The organism is Sphingobacterium sp. SGL-16, assembly GCF_011043515.1.
In the GTDB taxonomy this organism is placed as follows: Bacteria; Bacteroidota; Bacteroidia; order Sphingobacteriales; family Sphingobacteriaceae; genus Sphingobacterium; species Sphingobacterium litopenaei.
Genome location: NZ_JAAKGQ010000006.1, coordinates 48,632 through 68,698, shown reverse-complemented (window position 1 = coordinate 68,698; position 20,067 = coordinate 48,632). Strand labels below are relative to the sequence as shown.

General features: G+C 34.7%; 18 protein-coding genes. 4 read left to right on the top strand and 14 right to left on the bottom strand.

The window, feature by feature from the left end; genetic code table 11:
• Nucleotides 1-72: 72 nt before the first annotated feature.
• From G5B32_RS03865 to G5B32_RS03855, 3 genes are all read right to left on the bottom strand, one after another.
• Entirely contained in the window at nucleotides 73-1,857 is a 1,785-nt protein-coding gene (locus G5B32_RS03865; RefSeq protein ID WP_165290278.1) for a DNA polymerase III subunit gamma/tau, read from the bottom strand.
• A gap of 61 nt (nucleotides 1,858-1,918) precedes the next feature.
• Entirely contained in the window at nucleotides 1,919-2,341 is a 423-nt protein-coding gene (locus G5B32_RS03860) for a hypothetical protein (protein ID WP_165290244.1), read from the bottom strand.
• 102 nt (nucleotides 2,342-2,443) lie between these two features.
• Nucleotides 2,444-3,316: an AraC family transcriptional regulator gene (locus tag G5B32_RS03855; protein ID WP_165290243.1), complete on the bottom strand. Its 873-nt coding sequence runs from the start codon at nucleotides 3,314-3,316 to the stop codon at nucleotides 2,444-2,446.
• Nucleotides 3,317-3,487: 171 nt separating this feature from the next.
• Between G5B32_RS03855 and G5B32_RS03850 the strand changes: the two genes are divergently transcribed.
• The gene (locus tag G5B32_RS03850) at nucleotides 3,488-3,841 is read left to right on the top strand and encodes a hypothetical protein (protein ID WP_165290242.1); all 354 of its coding nucleotides are present in this window, start codon (nucleotides 3,488-3,490) and stop codon (nucleotides 3,839-3,841) included.
• A 636-nt stretch (nucleotides 3,842-4,477) separates the two neighbouring features.
• Here the strand turns inward: G5B32_RS03850 and G5B32_RS03845 are convergent.
• Both G5B32_RS03845 and G5B32_RS03840 read right to left on the bottom strand, forming a co-directional pair.
• Nucleotides 4,478-5,653, bottom strand: a complete 1,176-nt coding sequence (locus tag G5B32_RS03845; RefSeq protein ID WP_165290241.1) for a hypothetical protein — start codon at nucleotides 5,651-5,653, stop codon at nucleotides 4,478-4,480.
• A 105-nt stretch (nucleotides 5,654-5,758) separates the two neighbouring features.
• Nucleotides 5,759-8,563 carry a TonB-dependent receptor gene (locus tag G5B32_RS03840; RefSeq protein ID WP_165290240.1) on the bottom strand — a complete coding sequence of 935 codons (2,805 nt, stop codon included), beginning with the start codon at nucleotides 8,561-8,563 and terminating at the stop codon, nucleotides 5,759-5,761.
• A gap of 200 nt (nucleotides 8,564-8,763) precedes the next feature.
• Between G5B32_RS03840 and G5B32_RS03835 the strand changes: the two genes are divergently transcribed.
• From G5B32_RS03835 to G5B32_RS03825, 3 genes are read left to right on the top strand one after another with little or no spacing between them, the layout of a single operon-like run.
• Nucleotides 8,764-9,393: an ATP-binding cassette domain-containing protein gene (locus G5B32_RS03835; RefSeq protein ID WP_165290239.1), complete on the top strand. Its 630-nt coding sequence runs from the start codon at nucleotides 8,764-8,766 to the stop codon at nucleotides 9,391-9,393.
• A gap of 9 nt (nucleotides 9,394-9,402) precedes the next feature.
• On the top strand, nucleotides 9,403-10,776 hold the full coding sequence (locus tag G5B32_RS03830; protein ID WP_165290238.1) for an ABC transporter permease: 1,374 nt from the start codon (nucleotides 9,403-9,405) through the stop codon (nucleotides 10,774-10,776).
• Nucleotides 10,776-11,258 (top strand): hypothetical protein, encoded by a 483-nt coding sequence (locus G5B32_RS03825; protein WP_165290237.1) that lies wholly within the window; start codon nucleotides 10,776-10,778, stop codon nucleotides 11,256-11,258. Before G5B32_RS03830 ends, G5B32_RS03825 begins: the two co-directional genes overlap by 1 nt.
• On the opposite strand, the gene G5B32_RS03820 is transcribed toward G5B32_RS03825, so the two are convergent.
• The 9 genes from G5B32_RS03820 to G5B32_RS03780 form a co-directional block, all read right to left on the bottom strand.
• A complete protein-coding gene (locus G5B32_RS03820) occupies nucleotides 11,255-11,971 on the bottom strand; it encodes a 16S rRNA (uracil(1498)-N(3))-methyltransferase (RefSeq protein WP_165290236.1) in 717 nt (238 codons plus the stop codon). The genes G5B32_RS03825 and G5B32_RS03820 overlap by 4 nt on opposite strands.
• Before the next feature lies 1 nt (nucleotide 11,972).
• Nucleotides 11,973-13,289 carry a hemolysin family protein gene (locus G5B32_RS03815; protein ID WP_165290235.1) on the bottom strand — a complete coding sequence of 439 codons (1,317 nt, stop codon included), beginning with the start codon at nucleotides 13,287-13,289 and terminating at the stop codon, nucleotides 11,973-11,975.
• Between the two features lie 5 nt (nucleotides 13,290-13,294).
• On the bottom strand, nucleotides 13,295-13,837 hold the full coding sequence (locus G5B32_RS03810) for an inorganic diphosphatase (protein WP_165290234.1): 543 nt from the start codon (nucleotides 13,835-13,837) through the stop codon (nucleotides 13,295-13,297).
• A gap of 27 nt (nucleotides 13,838-13,864) precedes the next feature.
• On the bottom strand, nucleotides 13,865-14,503 hold the full coding sequence (locus G5B32_RS03805; RefSeq protein ID WP_165290233.1) for a DedA family protein: 639 nt from the start codon (nucleotides 14,501-14,503) through the stop codon (nucleotides 13,865-13,867).
• Between the two features lie 33 nt (nucleotides 14,504-14,536).
• Entirely contained in the window at nucleotides 14,537-14,950 is a 414-nt protein-coding gene (locus G5B32_RS03800) for an HIT family protein (RefSeq protein WP_165290232.1), read from the bottom strand.
• 207 nt (nucleotides 14,951-15,157) lie between these two features.
• Nucleotides 15,158-15,631 (bottom strand): transcription elongation factor GreA, encoded by a 474-nt coding sequence (gene greA, locus G5B32_RS03795; RefSeq protein ID WP_165290231.1) that lies wholly within the window; start codon nucleotides 15,629-15,631, stop codon nucleotides 15,158-15,160.
• Nucleotides 15,632-15,775: 144 nt separating this feature from the next.
• On the bottom strand, nucleotides 15,776-16,486 hold the full coding sequence (locus tag G5B32_RS03790) for a response regulator transcription factor (protein WP_410528457.1): 711 nt from the start codon (nucleotides 16,484-16,486) through the stop codon (nucleotides 15,776-15,778).
• Nucleotides 16,479-18,155, bottom strand: a complete 1,677-nt coding sequence (locus G5B32_RS03785) for a sensor histidine kinase (RefSeq protein WP_165290230.1) — start codon at nucleotides 18,153-18,155, stop codon at nucleotides 16,479-16,481. Before G5B32_RS03785 ends, G5B32_RS03790 begins: the two co-directional genes overlap by 8 nt.
• Entirely contained in the window at nucleotides 18,155-20,035 is a 1,881-nt protein-coding gene (locus G5B32_RS03780) for a prolyl oligopeptidase family serine peptidase (protein WP_206366781.1), read from the bottom strand. Before G5B32_RS03780 ends, G5B32_RS03785 begins: the two co-directional genes overlap by 1 nt.
• Nucleotides 20,036-20,067 lie beyond the last annotated feature (32 nt).

The window sequence follows — 20,067 nt, the reverse complement described above, 5'->3', positions numbered from 1 at the left end:
TCTAAATTATATGTAATGAGATAAGCCATTTCATAAGAGCTTATCAAAATTTTGTACAAAGATACGAGAAATTTAGCTTAGACCTAAATTGAAAGTTTTACGTAATGTTTCCAAGGCAGGATTCTTTTCCACCATCACTTGGTACTTTTCTTGAGAGGTATACGCCTTACGAATAACCGTCTGCTCTAATTGATGTGTAGTGAGATCCAACGCAAAGTTCTTAAGCTCAACGCGCAAATAGTTTAGAATATCTATTTTCCCTTCTTTTAGCTGATCACTTTGCACCATATTTTCCACATCGACCTCAATGATGTTACCATTCAGTCGAGGTTCGTTGGCAGTCATGATCGTATATAAAGTAATACGATTCTCAGCTTTTAATTTTTCAGCTAAAGTATTCCATTTACTGATAAATGAATTGAAGGTGATTTCTCTAAACTCATTTCCTTGCACCAAATCTGACTCTTCCTCTTCATCAACAGATTTTTCTTCAAAAACAGTAGCTAAACTTGGTACTGCGACCGAAGGTTTGAAACTTCCCCAGCCCTTACCTGATGAAAAAGATTTTTTCTCTGGCTCTGGAGCCTTTACGGGACTAGGAATTGCTGATTTTAAAGGTGCTGAAGCTTCATTTTTTACTGAAGGAGCTGGTGTAGATAAAATTGTTTTAGGAGCTGCTGCTGGAGCAGGTTTTACGGATTCAGGAAGTTTTTTTTTTACGTCCACTTGCGTAGCTGATACTCCATTCAATCCTAGCTTAATCGCGGAGGACAAATGACACATTTTCAACAGCGCCAATTCAATTTGCAAACGTTGGTTTTTACTTGAACGATAGGAGATTTCACATTGATTCGCAATATTCAATGCAGATAATAATAATCCAGAACTTAATTCTGCAGATTGCTCGTAGTATTTTTTCTTAATATTCTCACTAACATCCAAAAGCTTTAATGTACGAGGCTCTTTCGTCACCAAAAGATTGCGAATATGATTCGACAAACCAGCAATAAAGTGTCCCCCATCAAAACCTTTGTTCAACACATTATTAAAAATCAATAAGGCTTCTGCCGCTTCTTCTTGGGCAATAGCTTGCATTAATTTGAAATAATAATCATAATCCAGAATATTGAGATTGTCAATGACAGCTTGATACGTCAAATTGCGGTTGGAGAAACTCACAATCTGATCAAACATAGATAACGCGTCACGAAGACCACCATCCGCTTTTTGAGCGATGACATGTAAGCCATCAGCTTCAAAAGTCACATTTTCTTTCGTTGCGATATTGGCCAAATGATTAGCCATATCTTCTACTTTAATACGATTGAAATCAAAGATTTGACAACGTGAAAGAATAGTTGGGAGAATCTTGTGCTTCTCTGTAGTAGCGAGGATAAAAATAGCATAAGCAGGTGGTTCTTCTAAAGTTTTCAAGAAAGCATTAAAAGCCGCTTGCGAAAGCATATGCACCTCATCTATGATATAGATTTTGTATTTGCCCGTCTGAGGCGGGATACGTACCTGTTCGATCAGGCTTCGGATATCATCTACCGAGTTGTTGGATGCTGCATCCAATTCATGAATACTGAAAGATGCACCATTTTGAAACGACTTACAGCTATCACATTCTCCACAGGCTTCTGTATTTTCTGAGATATGCTCACAGTTGATGGTTTTTGCTAAAATACGTGCACAAGTCGTCTTACCAACACCTCTAGGCCCACAAAAAAGGAAAGCTTGCGCTAGCTGATTGTTGTGAATAGCGTTTTTGAGAGTGTTCGTAATATGCAATTGACCAACGACAGAATCGAAGGTAACGGGACGATATTTACGCGCGGAGACAATGAAATTATCCATCATCACAAAGATAGCTAATTTCGTACGCTAAGACAACACATGTTTACATAATTACCGCCCATTAATTGCCAACACGTACAAATCTTTCACCACACCCCTCAATACAAGGATAATATATTGTTAATTGATTTCCTTTCAATTCATAATTAAGTTCATATCCACACTTATCAATTATTAACTTATTCCTATTTCCAGAACTTTCAGATATAATATAAGACGATTCTTCATGTAATAAACCATTTGAAATCATGGAGCATAATGAAGAATTTGATGAAACTTCACCTTCAGATGTAAACTCCAAAATTTTACCACCATTAACTTTTGTAAATTTCCCACTACCATCACCTGGATCAGAATAAACTTCCGACAATTTCCATTTGCCAACAATCGATCTTACAGCATCTTCACTTGAATTATTCTTTTTACAGGAGCAGTACATTAGTTGCAATCCAACAATGCAAAACATGATTATTAAATTTCTCATAATTATAATTATAATTGATTTACTTACAGTAACGACTAAATCAAATAACTCGCTACATAAAGTTCGTTCAATATATTACAGAATCTAGAAATACAAAATATACTATTTAATCATCGTATGCAATTCTTTACGATATTGCAAAGCACTCTTACCTGTAAATTCTTTAAAAAGCTTATTAAAGTGACTAAAGTTATGAAATCCACTTTCATAACTTATATTCGCGATACTCATTGGTTTTTCTGCTAATAACTTACAAGCATGTACAATTCTATATTCGTTGACGAATCGAGTAAATGTCTTATTGGTTACTTTTTTGAAAAAACGACAAAAAGAAGGTACAGTCATACTAGACATTTCGGCAACTTGTTCCAGACTTATTTCTTCCAAAAAATGATCCTTCACATGATTAAAGATCATATTAATTCGATCGTTGTCTTGCACTTGCAGCTCTACAGTAAAGCCAGCAGCATTTAATACCTTATGATCTGCAGCACTTTCCAATTCTTTTAACACCTCTAATAAACTTAACAAACGTTCGAATGGATTTAAGTCTATCATCCCTTCTATTTTAGCGCCGACAGCATTTTTAGTCGCATCATTAAATGCAATTCCCGCTTTTGCCACTTCAAAAAAATCTATTAAAAATTTATTTTCGGGTAGATTCATAAATTCTCTACCAAATAGTTCTGGCTTAAATTGTATAACTGTTTCTTTTTTGTTACCTGTATTCGTATCTGTAAAACCACAATGCGGAAGATTACTGCCAATTAAAATAAGGTCACCTTTCGTATAATAAGAAATATGACTTCCAATTTGCCGTTTTCCTGTGCCTCCATTTACATATACAATCTCAATTTCTGGATGATAATGCCACACATGAGCTTTATTATTTTCATTTTCCACGTATTTGGCGTATGCAAACGAACTTCCAAAAGATGGCTCTATAATTTCAAAGCTTGGGTTGATCTTTTTCATATCTAAGAGAAAGTTAGGCAAAAAATGATCATAAAAGTTAATTTAAAAAAAATTATTCGACAAATAATCAATATAGCATAGAAATTAGAAAATTTACCATAAAAATTACCCAAAATCCACGAATACCTTTGTTATGTAAGATATTTAATAATCATTTAAAAATTATTTGTTATGAAAAATTTATTAAAAACAACTTTATTACTTGCTTTATTAGCAGTTTCTTCAGCATCTTACAGCGATGATATCAAAATATTATTAAAACCATACTCATACAAACAAAAATCATTGGTATTTTCGACAAATGAAGCTGAAAAAGTAGATTTATCAATTTACAATGTGTACGATGGTGTACTTTACAAAGAAAGCATCAAAAGTGAAAAACCCGTAACAAAGGTTTACAACTTGGATAGTTTCCCCGAAGGTCATTACATAGTGAAATTGGTAAGAAAAGACAAAACAATAGAGTACGAAGTAAAAATTACTAGAGACAAGGCGCTAGTTTCAGCTCCTTATGTAAGTAAATAAACTTACTTCAGCACTTTACAATCTATGTTTATATTTAAGTGTAGGATTATTTGAAAATTAAATTTAAATAATGAAAGATAAGGTCTGTTAGATTAGTGTATTCCTCTAACATCACACGAACTAAATTTCAAATAATAACACTATAGTATAAACATAGATTTTTTTAAGGAATATGACAAACCAACCTGTTAACCATAATCTATATTGAATATTTACAAGAATGAGCTTTGGTCGTTAAGCTAAATAGACTTGACTGAAGCTTATTCTTTTAAATCCATTATCCAAAAATTGAACTTTCTCTCCCCTATATATATTGTCAACTCCTTATTCATAAAATAAGGGGTTTTCTTTTAAATTGTATGCAAGAGTTTTAGAATCCTCTGATGATCTCGATTTTGCATCCTACCCAAATAATCCTAGCCTTTCAACTCGACAAAAAAAATTGTAAGACCATCAAATCTAAAGATTAATATGATGGCATTTGTGAATGCTTCATCACAAACCAGAGTCTTAATATAGGTGAAATAGCAGATATTTACTTGGACACAGAATACAAAGTCGTATATCACTATTCCCCAAAAATAAAACTCCTCATTACATGAATGAGGAGTCAATGACTAAGTTTAAAATTATATATTAGAATGTATATTTAGTCCAGGCAAATACCGATGTATTAGCGCCTGTAGAAGTATTATTTTTTGTTGCTTTAGCAGCACCTTCCAATTTAATTTTGGATGATGAGAATAAGCTTTCTGGCTCAAATGTATATGTAATATTTGTTGCAGCGTTTCCTGCACCATTACCATCTTTCATGTCTATAATATCTGAAAAAGTAGAATTCGCCGCATTTTTAATCAAAAGATTAGTAATTATAGCTGTGGCACCTCTTCTAATTTTCACGAAATCATTCATCAAAGGTATTTCATTACCATCTTTATCTTTAGTGGCTAATTGTGATGAATGATTAATGATGGTAATATCTTGCATTTTGAAATTAGATTGGTTAATGTGATCAGGTCCCTTTCCATCATGATTTCCATCCGCTTCAATACCTCTTGGATCTACTTCGTCCGTTTTAAAACCAGCTGTCCATATACCGTATGCATTTTTAACAGTACCCGAATACCCTTGGGTAAAATCAAACATATCATCTTCCGAATTAACAACTAATAGATTGGTCACATCTACAGAACCACCGAAAAATTCGATACCATCATCTGCTCCATCCTTAATATATATGTTAGAAATTTTAGTTCCATTGCCAACACCGTTTAATGTTAAACCATTATGCTCCTTGTCATCAGAAATATTTGCACCTGTATATTCTAATATGATGTAATCCAACTCACCAGAATTGTCTGCTATATCAGAACCACCATATTGAATTTGGTCGTTTATCTCTGTACCGAAAGTACTAGGATCCGAAGCATTAGCACGAGAAAGTGGTGCTTTACCATTAATAACCAAACCACCCCAGGAGCCCGACTTCGCTGTAGAAGAGGTGAAAATGATAGGCTGAGCAGCTGTACCTTTAGCCAGAATTTTTGCGCCTTTTTCTATTAAAATATAGGCTGACTGAGTCGTCGCAATAATTTTTGTTCCCGCAGGGATTGTCAATGTGGCACCTTCACGCACTATTGTTGGATCTGTCAAACGTATTTCACCAGCTTTAAGAGTTACATTGGATGTGATACTACCTTTTAATTCTGTTGTTTCTGGTTGTGGCGTTACTTTTGTATTATCGTCATTGCTATCACACGCCATAAAACTTAAAGTAACAATAGCTAAAGCTGTGAATAATTTAGTTTTCATTTTTATTTTTTATTTAGTTATAATTCTTGTTTATAATTTTTATTTTATTTACTCAAATGTAAAAACCCAATAAAAACACGTAGTTAAGACTTGATTAAGAAATTATTAAAATTTATAAGAGACACCCGCACTAAGGTCCACTCCTCTTCTGAATGATTGTAAAGTAATGCCTTGACCTGCATCTGTATCTCTTATTAATTCGAAACTAGGATTGATAATATTACGCGCCTTTACATTCACTCCCCATTTTTTGTTGATCGCTACATTCGAAATAAAATCCAAAGTAGAAACACTTTTCTCAATTACATCTTTGAATCCCTGTGTACCAATTGCAAATATTCTATCGCTGAAATAATTTAGTACAATACTCGAAGTCCAAACAAATTCTTTACCATTAAAAACATAGTTTACATCGGCATTCACTAACCAAGGAGACGCACCTTGCAAAGCACTCGTTCCATTAAACTTTGTGAATACTGCATTAGGATTTTCGAGATCTTGTTTTGTATACAAGTAGGAAACATTCGCTCCGGCTGCTAAAACATTCACACCATGCTCGTTTGTAGTTTTGAATAAATTTTTCTTCAACTCTACTTCTACTCCAGCAACAGTTGCTGAAGAACCAACATTAAAGTAAGTCATTACATTATTGCCTGTTTCTGATCTTGCAATAGGGTTTTTCAAGTTTTTATAAAAGGCACCTACGGAGATTAATTCACCCGATGAAGGAAACATTTCCCACTTAAGGTCAAAATTGGTATTCTCAACGGGTACTAGATCTTTATTACCAATGGTACTATAAGTTGAGAAAGTATTTCTGAAATAAGCTGTTTCTAAGAATTGTGGTAAAGTATAACTCATACTTGCCGAGGCTCTCAAATTACTATTTTCGGATAAAGCATATTTTAAGTTCAAACTAGGTAAAATGTAGTTTTTCTTAATTTGTGATAGGCCATCCAATTCTGTACTCGATAAGTTTGTACTATAAACGATATCCTGAAAAACATTATCAAAACGAACCCCTAAAACCGAGGTAAATTTTTCTGTAAATTGGTACGTTCCAGACACTAATCCTGAATGAACACGCTTTTTGCCTGAGTACCAATAAGGTCTAAAATCATCTGAACCCCTACCGGTTGAAAACTCAAAATTTCCATTTTGAAAAGCATCGTACCCGTAAATTCCATCAATATCTTCTTCATCCTCTGTATTCAACACCAGTGACCCATTCTTTTTGTGACCAAATATCATCGCGTTGAAATCACGATCTACAATATTTCCATTGTATCCAATTTCAATTTTGCGGTCTAAGTTTTTGTCGTTTTCGATTTTGTATGAAGCAATGGCTTTTGCTGACCAACCAGTTTCTTTTATATCCGAATAATAACGCTCATTAAAATTCTGAGTATCGTACAAACGGTAAGTACCTGTTTGACCAATATCAATCAATTCTAATGTACGACGATCTGGCTCATTACTCTTCACTACATTATATCCTAAACCTAGATCTAACTCTATCAATTCAGTCACCTCTAACTTAGAAAGCAATTGATTCACAAACAAATGATTATCCACAACATGACTACGTCTGAAATAGGCATTATCAGCAATGTCAAATGCTTTAAAGCCGAAATTTCTTTCGTACTCTTGTCCTTGATCGTTAATATATAGCGAGTTGAAAGCCAAATGATTATTACCAAATGTGTATTTCAAATTAGTCATTCCTGTTTTCGATATGTTATAAATAGAACGATTTGAAGACTGATCCAACGTTATCACACCCGCCGTATTTGTTTGACGAATCACACCGTCATAATACTTGTAATCAGAATTCATTCCTGCAGTCAACAAAACATTCAAACAATTCTGACCAATCATGAATTTTTTACCTCCCATAATGGAAAAACTTGAGTTAATTGGATTTTCCATTTCTTTTGAATTCCATTTGTTGTGAAAATCATAACTAGTCAAGCTCGTAATTGGTGATTTAGTTTCCTTTAGCGTACCTAACCAATTCGTACCATCTATACGACGGAAATTATTTGCCCGAATTGCTTCCGTATTAATACCTGCAGATGCTCCAACTTCTAAAAATGCATCTTCAGTCAATTCTTTTGAGATAATATCAATATTTGCTCCTGCTACATCAGCAGTAATACTTGCATTAAATGTTTTATTAACACCAATACTTTGAATGATACCCGTGTCAAAAAAATCTAAGGATATATTTTTATTCAATGGATCCTCAGATGGAAGTGCTAATCCATTTAAAGTTGTATTATTATATCTATCGCCAAGACCACGAACAAAAACATTTGCTCCACTGGCAGACTTGGTCACCCCAGACATTTTGGTTAATGCGCCCTCAGCATCACTCACCCCTTTACGGGATAGCTCTTGTGCGCCAATTTTTTCCACCATTAGATTAGATACTTTACGTTCTTCTAATAAGGATATTTCGCTAAGTTGCGCTCTCCTTCGGGTTACGACGACCTCATCCAATTTCGACGACTCACTTATCAGCGCGACATTTACATTAGCCCAACTATCATTATCCAACACGACATGAACAGCTTCTTTTGCATAACCTATATAGCTGGTCTCAAGCGTATACTCTCCAATTTTAGAAATTTGAAGAATAAATTCGCCTTTATCGTTTGTGGATGTCCTCATTCCATTTTCTAACACCAATATTGTTGCTCCAGCAATGGGCTGCATCGATTCTAAGTCCAATACCCTTCCCTTAATACCTAATTCATTTTTGTTAATTGATGCGTTTAAATCCTGCTTTACTTGACTATGCATTGCTGTATCTAGGACATTGGCAAAAGTCTCACCAAAATGGAATAGTCCTATCAAGACCATCACCACTACCTTCATGTAAATCTTAGTTTTCAATTTGATTTTCATTTTTTCTTAACACAAAGTAAATGAGCGGGTATTAAGGAAGTATTACCTATAGATTATCGTTCTTTAAAACTATTGTTAAGAAATCTGTTCACTTGAATGATGGAATAGTATTGACGATGTAATATTTTGAATAGAATTTTTGATTCTAAGGTATTGTCAATACCTTTAAACTTATCTAAAAGCTTTTTGGAAAATATTCTATGATACGTTCAGAAAATCTCAAATTCCAATATTCTTCTGCGAAAAATGAATTAACATTCCCTACAATTCATGTTGATAAAAACAAGCACACGTTACTGCTAGGAGAATCAGGAAGTGGAAAAACTACTTTATTACATCTTTTAGGCGGGTTATCTGCTCCTACTGCTGGACAGGTCTTCATAGACAGCCATGATATTTATGCACTTAGCGAGGAGAAAAGGGATTTATTCCGAGCGAAAAATATGGGATTTATTTTTCAAGACGCACATCTCTTGAAAAATCTTACCATCGAAGAGAATATCATCCTAGCCCAATATTTAGCAAAAGTAAAACAAGATCGCAACGCAGTGATAACAGTATTGGATAAGCTTCAAATTAAAGATAAAGCTAACAGTTATCCCAATCAATTGAGTCGTGGTCAGTTACAACGTGCAGCTATTGCTCGTGCAGTCATCAATCATCCAAAAGTTCTAATTGCCGATGAGCCAACAGCAGCATTGGACGACACCAACACCAAATATGTAATGGATTTGTTGATGGAAACGGCTGCGACTTTTGAAGTAACACTACTTATTGCAACGCACGATACAAGAATTAAATCTTATTTTGCTAATACCTATCAATTATAAGACGGACGTATGAATACTTTATCACTTGTTTGGAAAAATATAACACAACAATGGGGCTCCACGCTATTGAGTATATTACTTACCGCTTTTGGTGTATCCATATTAATTGTTATTTACATCAGTTCTGTAACCTTAGAAAAACAATTAGAGAACAACACCAAGAATATTGATTTAGTCGTTGGTGCCAAAGGAAGCCCAATGCAACTTATTTTGAGTTCTTTGTACCATGTAGACAATCCTACTGGAAATATTCCTTTGTCAGAAGCTAGCAAAATCGCAGAAAATCCGCTAGTACAACTTGCTACTCCTATTTCTCTTGGTGATAATTATAAAGGTCATCGAATTATTGGTACAGATGAGACCTTTTTAGAAATGTATGATTTGAAATTGAGTACAGGAAAATTATGGTCTAAATCTTTTGAGGTGGTTTTAGGCGCCGAAGTCGCCAAAAAAAACAATTTAAAAATCGGAGACAAAATATTTAGTGCGCATGGTTTATCAGCAGAGGCACATCAGCATGATGAACATCCATTTACGGTGGTTGGTATTTTATCACCATCTTATTCTGTCGTAGACAATCTTATTTTGAGTAATCTTGCTAGTGTTTGGGACGTTCATGGGATTGCGCACAACGACGAGCATATTCATGAAGAAGAACATGACCACGATCATGATCATCAACACGATCATGCACATGATGGACACGACCATTCCACACACGAAAACGATCACGATCATAGCCACGAACATACAGTGCCTCATGAAGAAGAGTTAGTTGCAGAAAAACCACAAAATAATGCATTCATCAAAAGTATTGGAGAAGATATGATTGAAGATCACGGTGTTGAAATCACAGCATTATTGGTCAAATACAGTTCTCCAACTGCTATATCAGTTCTTCCAAGAATGATTAATCAAAGCACACAAATGCAGGCAGCCTCTCCTGCTATTGAAAGCTCTAGAATATTTTCTTTATTAGGCGTGGGATTTGATTCTTTAGGAATTTTAGCTTATGTGATTATGGTGATTGCTGGTTTTAGCGTATTCATCAGTTTATACAATGCAATGAAAGATCGCAAATATGATTTAGCGGTTATGCGAACATTGGGAGCTACTAAAGCTAAACTTTTTACACTTACCATAGTCGAAGGATTGATTATTACATTAATAGGAGGAATAATAGGTTTAGTTTTGGGTCATGGAATTTTATATTATATCAGTCTGCAAACAAGTCAAAGCGCAGATTTCATTCAAGCTTTCGCCATTCAAGCAAATGAATTTATTATTTTAATTATGGCAGTAATAATCGGAATTTTGGCGAGTATTATTCCCGCTATTAAAGCTTATCAAACAACAATATCAAACACACTATCTTCAAAATAATGAAAAATTATATATTCATATTTACACTTTTACTGTTATCAATTGGTGCTAAAGCACAAATTGGCGGTAACAACTTAGGCTTGGACGTACCAGATCATACACCTATGATGAATAAAACATGGGAGGCTATAGATAAAATGATGTATAAGGTTACAACCAGTGGAAACAAAAAAGTATATACTCCACATTATCCTGCTGAATTAAAAAAGCTGGAAAACAAAATAGTGGATTTGCCCGGATATTTGGTTCCTTTGACAAGTGGAAGAAATCATAGCACCTTTATGCTTTCTGTATTACCAATTGCTCAGTGCCAATTCTGTGGAACGAATGGTATTCCTCCTATGGTAGAAATATTCATAAAAAAAGGCACTGTAAAATTCACGGAAGAGCCTATAAAAGTTAGAGGTAAAATGGTGTTCAATCCTGAACCATTAAAAGGTAATGCCGAAATTCAGATCATCGATGCAGAATTAATTCACTAACGATTCAGCAACGACACTTCAATAACAGAAGTTAGGGCTGCAGTCTCTGTACGCAATCTAGCTTCTCCAAGCGATAGAGGAACAAAGCCAGCTTCAATAGCCTGGCTTATTTCTTTTTCGGAGAAATCCCCTTCAGGACCAATCAGAATAAGATATTTTCCTTTTGGAGAAAAGGAAGTAGAAATATATTTTTTCTCCGAATCCACACAATGTGCTATACCCTTTGAAATTACTTTGTCTTTTACTGCTTCTTGAATGAATTTATTAAAAGTAATGGCTGGTTTAACTGTTGGCAAATAAGCTTTCAACGACTGCTTCATCGCTGCAATAGCTACTTTTTCCAAACGTTCTACTTTTACTTCTTTACGTTCAGAATGTTCGCAAATGATGGGTGTATAAGATGTCAAACCTACTTCAGTAGCTTTCTCCAAAAACCATTCTATACGATCTATATTTTTAGTTGGCGCTACAGCTAAATGAATTTCATACGATAGCTTTCCAAAATCCTCCTGTACCGAAAGCACTCGTAAGGTCGTACGTTTCGGATGCGCATCAATAATTTCGGTTTCATAAAGTCCACCGCGACCATCCACTAAGTGAATTTTCTCACCTTGTGTCAACCGTAAAACACGAATAGCATGTTTGCTCTCCTCTTCACTCAACATAAATGTTGGATGATGAGGTTGAATTTCTGGAGTAAAAAAAAGTTGCATATTAAGAATCTGATCCTTCGTCGTCCGATTGTTCCACAACATCCAATTTCACGTACTCGATATTCTGTTGTGTTTTCTTCATGATAGTAAAGCGATATCCTAATTCTTCTAAAGATTCACCGACATCAGGAATCTTTTCGAAGATATGACTTACTAAGCCAGCAATAGTATCATAATCCGAGCTTTCAGGTAATTCGAAAGGCAAATATTCATTCACATCATGCACGCTTGCACCAGCATCAATCATAAATTCTGTCTCCGAAATCTGCTCTACTAAAGGAGTTTCCTCATCGTATTCATCTTGAATATCACCAACCAATTCCTCAACGATATCCTCCAAAGTAACCATACCCGAAGTTCCTCCGAATTCATCCAACACAAAAGCAATTTGAATACGCTTTTGTTGAAACTCCGCCATCAAATCATTGATTTTCTTAGTTTCTGGAATGAAATATGGCTTACGCATAATAGCCTTAAGCTCTACCTCTTTCCCTTTAACCAAAATCGGCAAAATATCTTTTGTATGAACCACACCTACGATTTTATCGATATTATCATCGTAGATCGGAATACGAGAATAGCCTTCATCAGTCACCGTTTTTATAAAATCTTCAGCGGTATCATTTTGTTCTACAGCGACAATTTTGGTTCTAGGAACCATGATATTCTTCACAATACGCTCATTAAAATCAAATACATTTTTAATCAGCTCATGCTCCGAAATATTTAACGCTCCAGATTCTTTACCCTTATCAAGAAGATATTGCAATTCTTCAGAAGAGTGGTTTGCCTCACTAGGATGAGGTTCAATACCAATCAATTTTAATAGAAGATTAGCCAGCCCATTGAATACGAAAATCAAAGGCATCAAAATCCAATAGAATAATCGCAACGGAACAGCTACTTTCATGGTAGTTGCTACAGGTTTTTGGATAGCGATTGATTTGGGAGCCAATTCACCTAAAACCACGTGTAGCAAGGTGATCGAACCGAAAGCTAAGACTACTCCTAGACCTTTGGCCCAACCTTGAGAGACATCAATATGGAAATAAGAGAACATGTGACTCACAACCTCTGTCATGACTTCCTCACCTATCCATCCTAATCCCAACGATGCTAAAGTAATACCTAGCTGTGTGGCAGCTAGGTATTTATCCAAATGCTCTGTAATATTCTTTGCTATCTTAGCTACATTGCTGCCGGATTTAGCTTGTAGCTCAATCTGCGATGCCCTTACTTTGACAATCGCAAATTCAGCGGCGACGAAAAAGCCATTTGCAAAGACTAACAATAAAGTCCAAAAAATATCGAGAGCCATGTTGATTATTTATTTCTTATTTCAGTATTATAAAGCTCAATACTCTCTTTGATAATATTTTGAGCATAAGCACGTCCATAAAGATTCTGAACCTCTACACTTTTACCTTCTAAAGCTTTGTAATCTTGGAAGAAACGCACGATTTCTTTCATAGTATGCGGAGGCAACTCAGACAAATCGTTGATATAATTTACCGATACGTCATTTTTAGCTACCGCAATGATTTTATCATCTTGCTCGCCACCATCAATCATATGCATTACACCAATAACTTTAGCTTCGATTAAGCTCATTGGATATACGTCTACAGAACTGATTACTAAGATATCTAATGGATCTTTATCGTCACAATATGTTTGTGGAATAAAACCATAATTAGCCGGATACATTACTGAAGAAAATAAAACACGATCTAATTTGATCAAACCACTTTCTTTATCGATTTCGTATTTAGCTTTTGAACCTTTAGGAATTTCAATTATAGCATTTACTGAATTTGGCACGTCATCTCCAGGAGACACTTGATGCCAAGGATGTTGTGTACTCATTAATATTCTTTACTGTTTATTTGTTGTTTACTTCTTGTTTCTGTTTTTAATCCATCTCTTGAGCAGAGCAATACCCAATGGTAAGAATGCAATGACAATCATACCAATGATTATATATTCAACATAATTGATTATTTGTGGGAACATTTCCCCTAAAAAATAACCGGATAATGTTAATAAACTCACCCAAATTAGTGCACCTAAGACATTGTATAGTACAAACTTTTTAAAGTCAAGCTTGACCACCCCTGCAAAGATTGGTGCAAATGTACGAATTATTGGAACAAACCTTCCAATAACTAAAGCTGTTCCACCATATTTTTGATAGAACTCTTCAGCCATTACAATATATTTTTTCTTGAAAATCAATGAATCTTGCCGCTTGAACAGCATAGGACCAGCTCGGTAACCAAACCAATATCCAGCAAAATTACCTGCTATACCAGCAGCCAAAATACCTAAAAACATGGTCGTAATATTGACGTCAATTTTGTTTAAAGCACAAAAAAGACCTGCTAAAAACAATAAATAATCTCCCGGCAAGAAAAAACCAAAGAAAAGACCTGTCTCAGCAAAAACAATCAAGCAAACAATGTAGAATCCGCCATGACTAAGTAAGTACTCCGGATCCATCATTTGCTGGAAAGAAATCAAAAAATCTTGCATAGTTGTTAGTTAAAAGACTCTAGCTGTATTTTTTTATTCAGCATTTGTCACTTCTGAAATTGCTTGACGAATATCATCAGCAATTTTTTGCATTTCATCAGCAGGCAATGATAATTTTGGTTTATCAAAGCTCATATCACTAACTTTATTTAATGGAATCAAATGGATATGTGCATGGGCAACTTCTAATCCGACTACCGCTACACCTATTTTTTTACATGGAAATACTTTTTTGATACCTTGGGATACAATCTTAGCAAATACCCATAACCCCATATATTCGTCATTATTAATATCGAATATATAATCCGTTTCCTTCTTTGGGATCACCAAGACGTGTCCTGGTGTCAAAGGTGATACATCTAAAAATGCTAAAAAATCATTACTCTCAGCTACTTTATAAGCAGGAATCTCACCAGCAACAATTTTTGAAAATATTGTAGACATAAATTATATCAAATCTGTGTATTCGCAAATATAATAAAATATAGATGACTATATCATATATATTATAGTCGAATTGCTATTCTTATTACACTAAATCCACATATATAAACAAAGGAAAGGATTCTATGTGATAGAATCCTTTCCTTTGTTTATATAGATAGTATTATAAGCGGTTATGGCAATACCGCTCATAACCCTTAAAATAAATTATCTTGAAATTTCTAAAATTTCAAATTCAATCTCACCTGCTGGTACTTGTACCGTTGCTGTTTCGCCCACAGATTTCCCCAATAAACCTTGAGCAATTGGCGACTTAACAGAGATTTTACCAGACTTCAAATCTGCCTCTGTCTCCGATACCAATTGGTAGGTCATTTCAGCGCCATTCTTTTTGTTTTTGATACGAACAATTGATAAGGCTAATACTTTTGATAAATCTAATTTTGATTCATCGATCAAGCGTGCACTTGACAAAACTTCTTCTAGTTTAGCTATTTTAGCTTCATGCAACCCTTGAGCTTCTTTTGCAGCATCATATTCTGCATTTTCGGACAAATCACCCTTGTCTCTTGCCTCCGCAATAGCGTTAGCAATCTTAGCTCTTCCTTCAGTTTTCAAGTACTGCAATTCTTCCTTAAGCTTAGCTAACCCTTCTGCTGTGTAATAAGTTACTTCTGCCATAATTATATATTTTAACTTAATTTTTTAACACTAAAATTTTAACAAAAAAATAAACAAGACCATTCGCTCATTGAGAGAATGGTCTTGTTCATCGTTCTACACGAAGATATATTAAATAAATTAAACTTCCAAATAATTCAATATCTATTCCTCATCCACAAATTTGTACCCTAGACCGCGTACAGTTTGTAAATAAGATGGCTTATCTGGGTTACTTTCGATCTTTTTACGCAAACGAACTACGTGCATATCTAATGTACGGGTATTGACGTTTGAGCTGTATCCCCATACGACCTCCATTAATTCCTCACGTGTAATTTCTTTGCCCATATTTTGCAAGAAATGCAACAAAATACGATTTTCTAAGATTGTCAACTCAATTTTTTTCCCATCGCGGATTAAAGAATGGATTTGTGGGTGATGCTCAGTATTTCCAAAGAAATAAACGTCTTTGTTCGCACTCTTTGGCACAAAGAAACGCACCTTATTATCAATCATAGCTACCAGCACATCCATATTGAATGGCTTAGTGATGTAATCAGTAATACCATGACTATAAGCATCTATTTTGTCCACATCTTGGGACTTTGCTGTCATCATGATAATAATGTTTTCAAAGCCTTGCTTGCGAACGGATTGACACACATCAATTCCTTCCTTTCCGGGCAACATCCAGTCCAAAAGAACAATATCTGGCTGTACAGACAGTATCAACTCTTCGGCTTCCACACCATTACCTGACTGAACTACTTTATATCGCTCTGTCTGTAAACGATGACTAATCAAAAAACGTAAATTTTCATCATCCTCTATGACAGCAATTGTTATATCTCTATCCATATATAATTTATACATTTTTTACTTCTATAGGAAAGATCAATGTAAATGATGTACCTATATTTATTTCGCTTTCTACCTTAATTTCACCACCCATAAATTCGGTGATTTCCTTACAAAATGCTAAACCTAAACCTATACTACCTTGTTGGTTAAATTGGTTTTTGACGCGATAGAATTTCTTAAAAATACTATTAAATTCTTTCTTATCTATACCTATGCCGCGATCTTTGAATAAAATAACAAAATTTTTCTTAGTTTGTTCGACTTTTATTTCCAAAAACCTCTTTGATGGGCTCGAATATTTATATGCATTATCAATTAGATTTTGAAAAACACTGTTCAGCAACACTGGATCGGCATATATTTCGTCTTTTACGTCTACATGATCTACAAGCTCCAAATCTGGATATTTAATACGAGTAGACTCGAATATATGCTGACAAAACTCTTTTAAATCTATAAACTCTCCGTTGAATTTTATAGATTTATTTTCAATTTGTGCAAAAGAAAGCAATTTATTCATTAAGCTATTTAGCTTGTCCGCTTCTTGATCTAATATACGGCCGTACATCGCTCTTTCGGCATCACTAATCTGCTCTGCACTTTTGATATTATTTCCGGCAATTTTTATTACGCTTACCGGTGTTTTGAATTCGTGTGTCAAGTTATTTATAAAATCATATTGCAATTGAAACATACGATTATTTATCAACACATTACGATAAATCAAATAACCAATCAATAATAAAATCAAATATATCAAAACCAAAATTCCCACCACAGGGAAAAACCACTTGTTTATTTCTTTGGTGATGTGACTTTGCGAAGTTTCAAGCTGCAATTTATAATCCGACAAAGCTCCTGGCAATGCTATTTCAGTGCGTAGATAAGCCTGTTCATTTATCGAATATTGATCTACGACGGGCAAAATACTGATCTTTTCGTAGAGATTTGGATATTTATTTTTAATCTGAATTTTAGTAGGAGTAATGTAGAAAACATAGAAGTCTTGTTCATAACTCGATTTCTGATAATTTGCATCTACCATCATTTTTCGAAATGACAATATATCTGACATCCGCGGAATATTCATATACGAAATTTTCCCCGGTTGAATATTATAAAAAAGTTTATATACTTCAGTATTCGAGATTCGACTCGTATCGATATTTTCACGCCCCAAAAAGGTGCACAGCTTTAAGAATACACTGTACAACTCTTCGTTCGAAGATAAATCCCCTTCACTAGATTGACGTGAACTTTGAAGTTTGAAATCTTTAGTTAGTTTGTATTCAAAACTTGATTTTGCCGAAGCACCAAAGTTTCCAATACGCATCTGGCGTTCGATAGAATCAATATTCGTAAATAAAATATCCGAAAAATCAATTTTCTGAACGAAAGGATACTTACGAAGAATAGCATTAGAAAAATCTTTTGCTTGCACAGAATCCATAAAACCTTGATAATACGCCACCTCTGGAATTTTTTCTTGAAAAAATTCATTAAAGTCACTTATCGTCTCATCAAAAACTTCCGCCTTGCGATTATTGAAATCTGTTTGTACAAAATTGGTGGTAATCGTACGAGCAAAGAATACTGAAATAACAAACAACAACGTTACGAAAAGCAAAAAGACTATAAGTAAGCCGAAGTTTTTTCTATATCTCGAATCTATTCTAGCCATTATCTCATTTGTTCTTTCAGGAAGTTTTCAATAGTTTGATAAAACTCCACAATATGCTCTTCTTTTTTGAATCGTCGTCCCTCATCTTCTTTCCAAACAAACTGAAGGTTCACATCGTTGCTCTTTACTTTTTGCACAAACAAATTTACATCTGTCATACTATTATAACGATCCCTTCCTCCTTGGAACATCAGAATAGGCATTCGAATTTTATCCACATGAAATAATGGTGATATTGCCTTGAATAGTTCATATTCTTTCTGCGGATCCCCGATAATTTTATAATAAAGTTGTTTATACGAGTTGTAATATGGAGGAAACTCTTTAAAATAAGTAAATAGATTAATATATCCCGATGCCGAGATCGCACACTTATACAAAGTAGGATTGAAACAAGCTGCGTATAAAGCAGAATATCCACCAAACCCCGTCCCCATAATAGCGATTCTGTCTTTGTCAGCAATTCCTGTATGAATCAACCACGCGACACCATCATTGATGTCATTTTGAATCTCGCCACCCCATTGCTTAAATCCAGAAACGTAAAATTCTTTACCCAAACCAGTAGAGCCGCGATAATTTACCTGAAAGACAGCATAACCTCGATTTGCCAAGAATTGAACTTCTGGATTAAACCCCCAAACATCTCGACGATTAGGGCCATCGTGAACCAACACAACAACTGGATACCTGTCTTTTTTCTCTAGCGGATAGGTAATATAGCCTTTTATACTTTTTCCATCACGTGAATTGAAGGATACTTCCTCCATATGCGAAAGCGTTTTGTCTCTCAAAGAAGGATTTAAAGGAGTCAATTCTTTGATTTCACCTTTATGATAATAATATATTCCTCCCGGATTTCTATCTGTATAAGTTCTGAATAAAACAGTATTAAATGAACTATCTAAATCTATCATATCTACACTATATCCCTCAAATTTAGATGCGATGGACTTATAAATATTTTTTAAGGCTTCATTATGTACCGTGGTTTCTTTTTTCTTTCGGTAGGTGGTAGAAAACAGTATTTCCTGTCGGGTGAAAGAATATCCTTCCCCATTCAGATCTACTTCCTTATTACTTACCAGAATTTTTTCTTGCCCATTTTTCAAATCCAAATTCACTACTGCAACTTTGTCTCTGCCTCTATTTGACAAAGCATAAATTGTGTTTTTTGAATCTTTAACCGGTCCTAGTGGATACACCATAGAAGAAAAGTCTGTCTCCAAAACATTTTGATAAGGCATACCTTCTTCTTCTCTATACCATAATTTATCCTCTACACTATCGCTTGAAATAGCCAGTCGCACTTTGCCGTCCGAAGAAACAAACCATTCATTAAAATTATGGATGTTTTTATCCACCAAAATAGGCTCATCACCATTCAATGGAATACGATACAAGTCAATGGCTGTGGAATCTCTTCTATTCATTTGAGCCAACAGATAACCATTAAAAGCACGTGTAGGAGCTAACCATTTTACTGTATGTTTTGCAGGCTTTAGAAGTTTATTGATTTTTTCAGTATGAATATCAACAGTAAATAGTCGCAAACTATCTTGATAAGATTCAGCATTGGAAAAGACAATTGTATCCTTTGTTGCCCAAAAATAATATTGGACATTCATGCTGTTTTGATAAGTCAATTGTTTGGAGGAATCAGGATGATCCAAATTTAAAATAAAGATGTTTTTGCAATGATCTTCCAGTCCGAGATAAGCTACCCATTTGCCGTCCGGAGAAATTTTGAAACTGGTATGATCTGGCTTATCAAAAAAATCTTCTATCGGAATGACTTCTTGACGAACATCCCTGCCACAAGCTATTATCAATCCACAGATTGCTAACAACATTACCCTAAAAACCATCTTGATGTTCATAAGCCCTTTACTTCTACTCAAATAAAGTAATT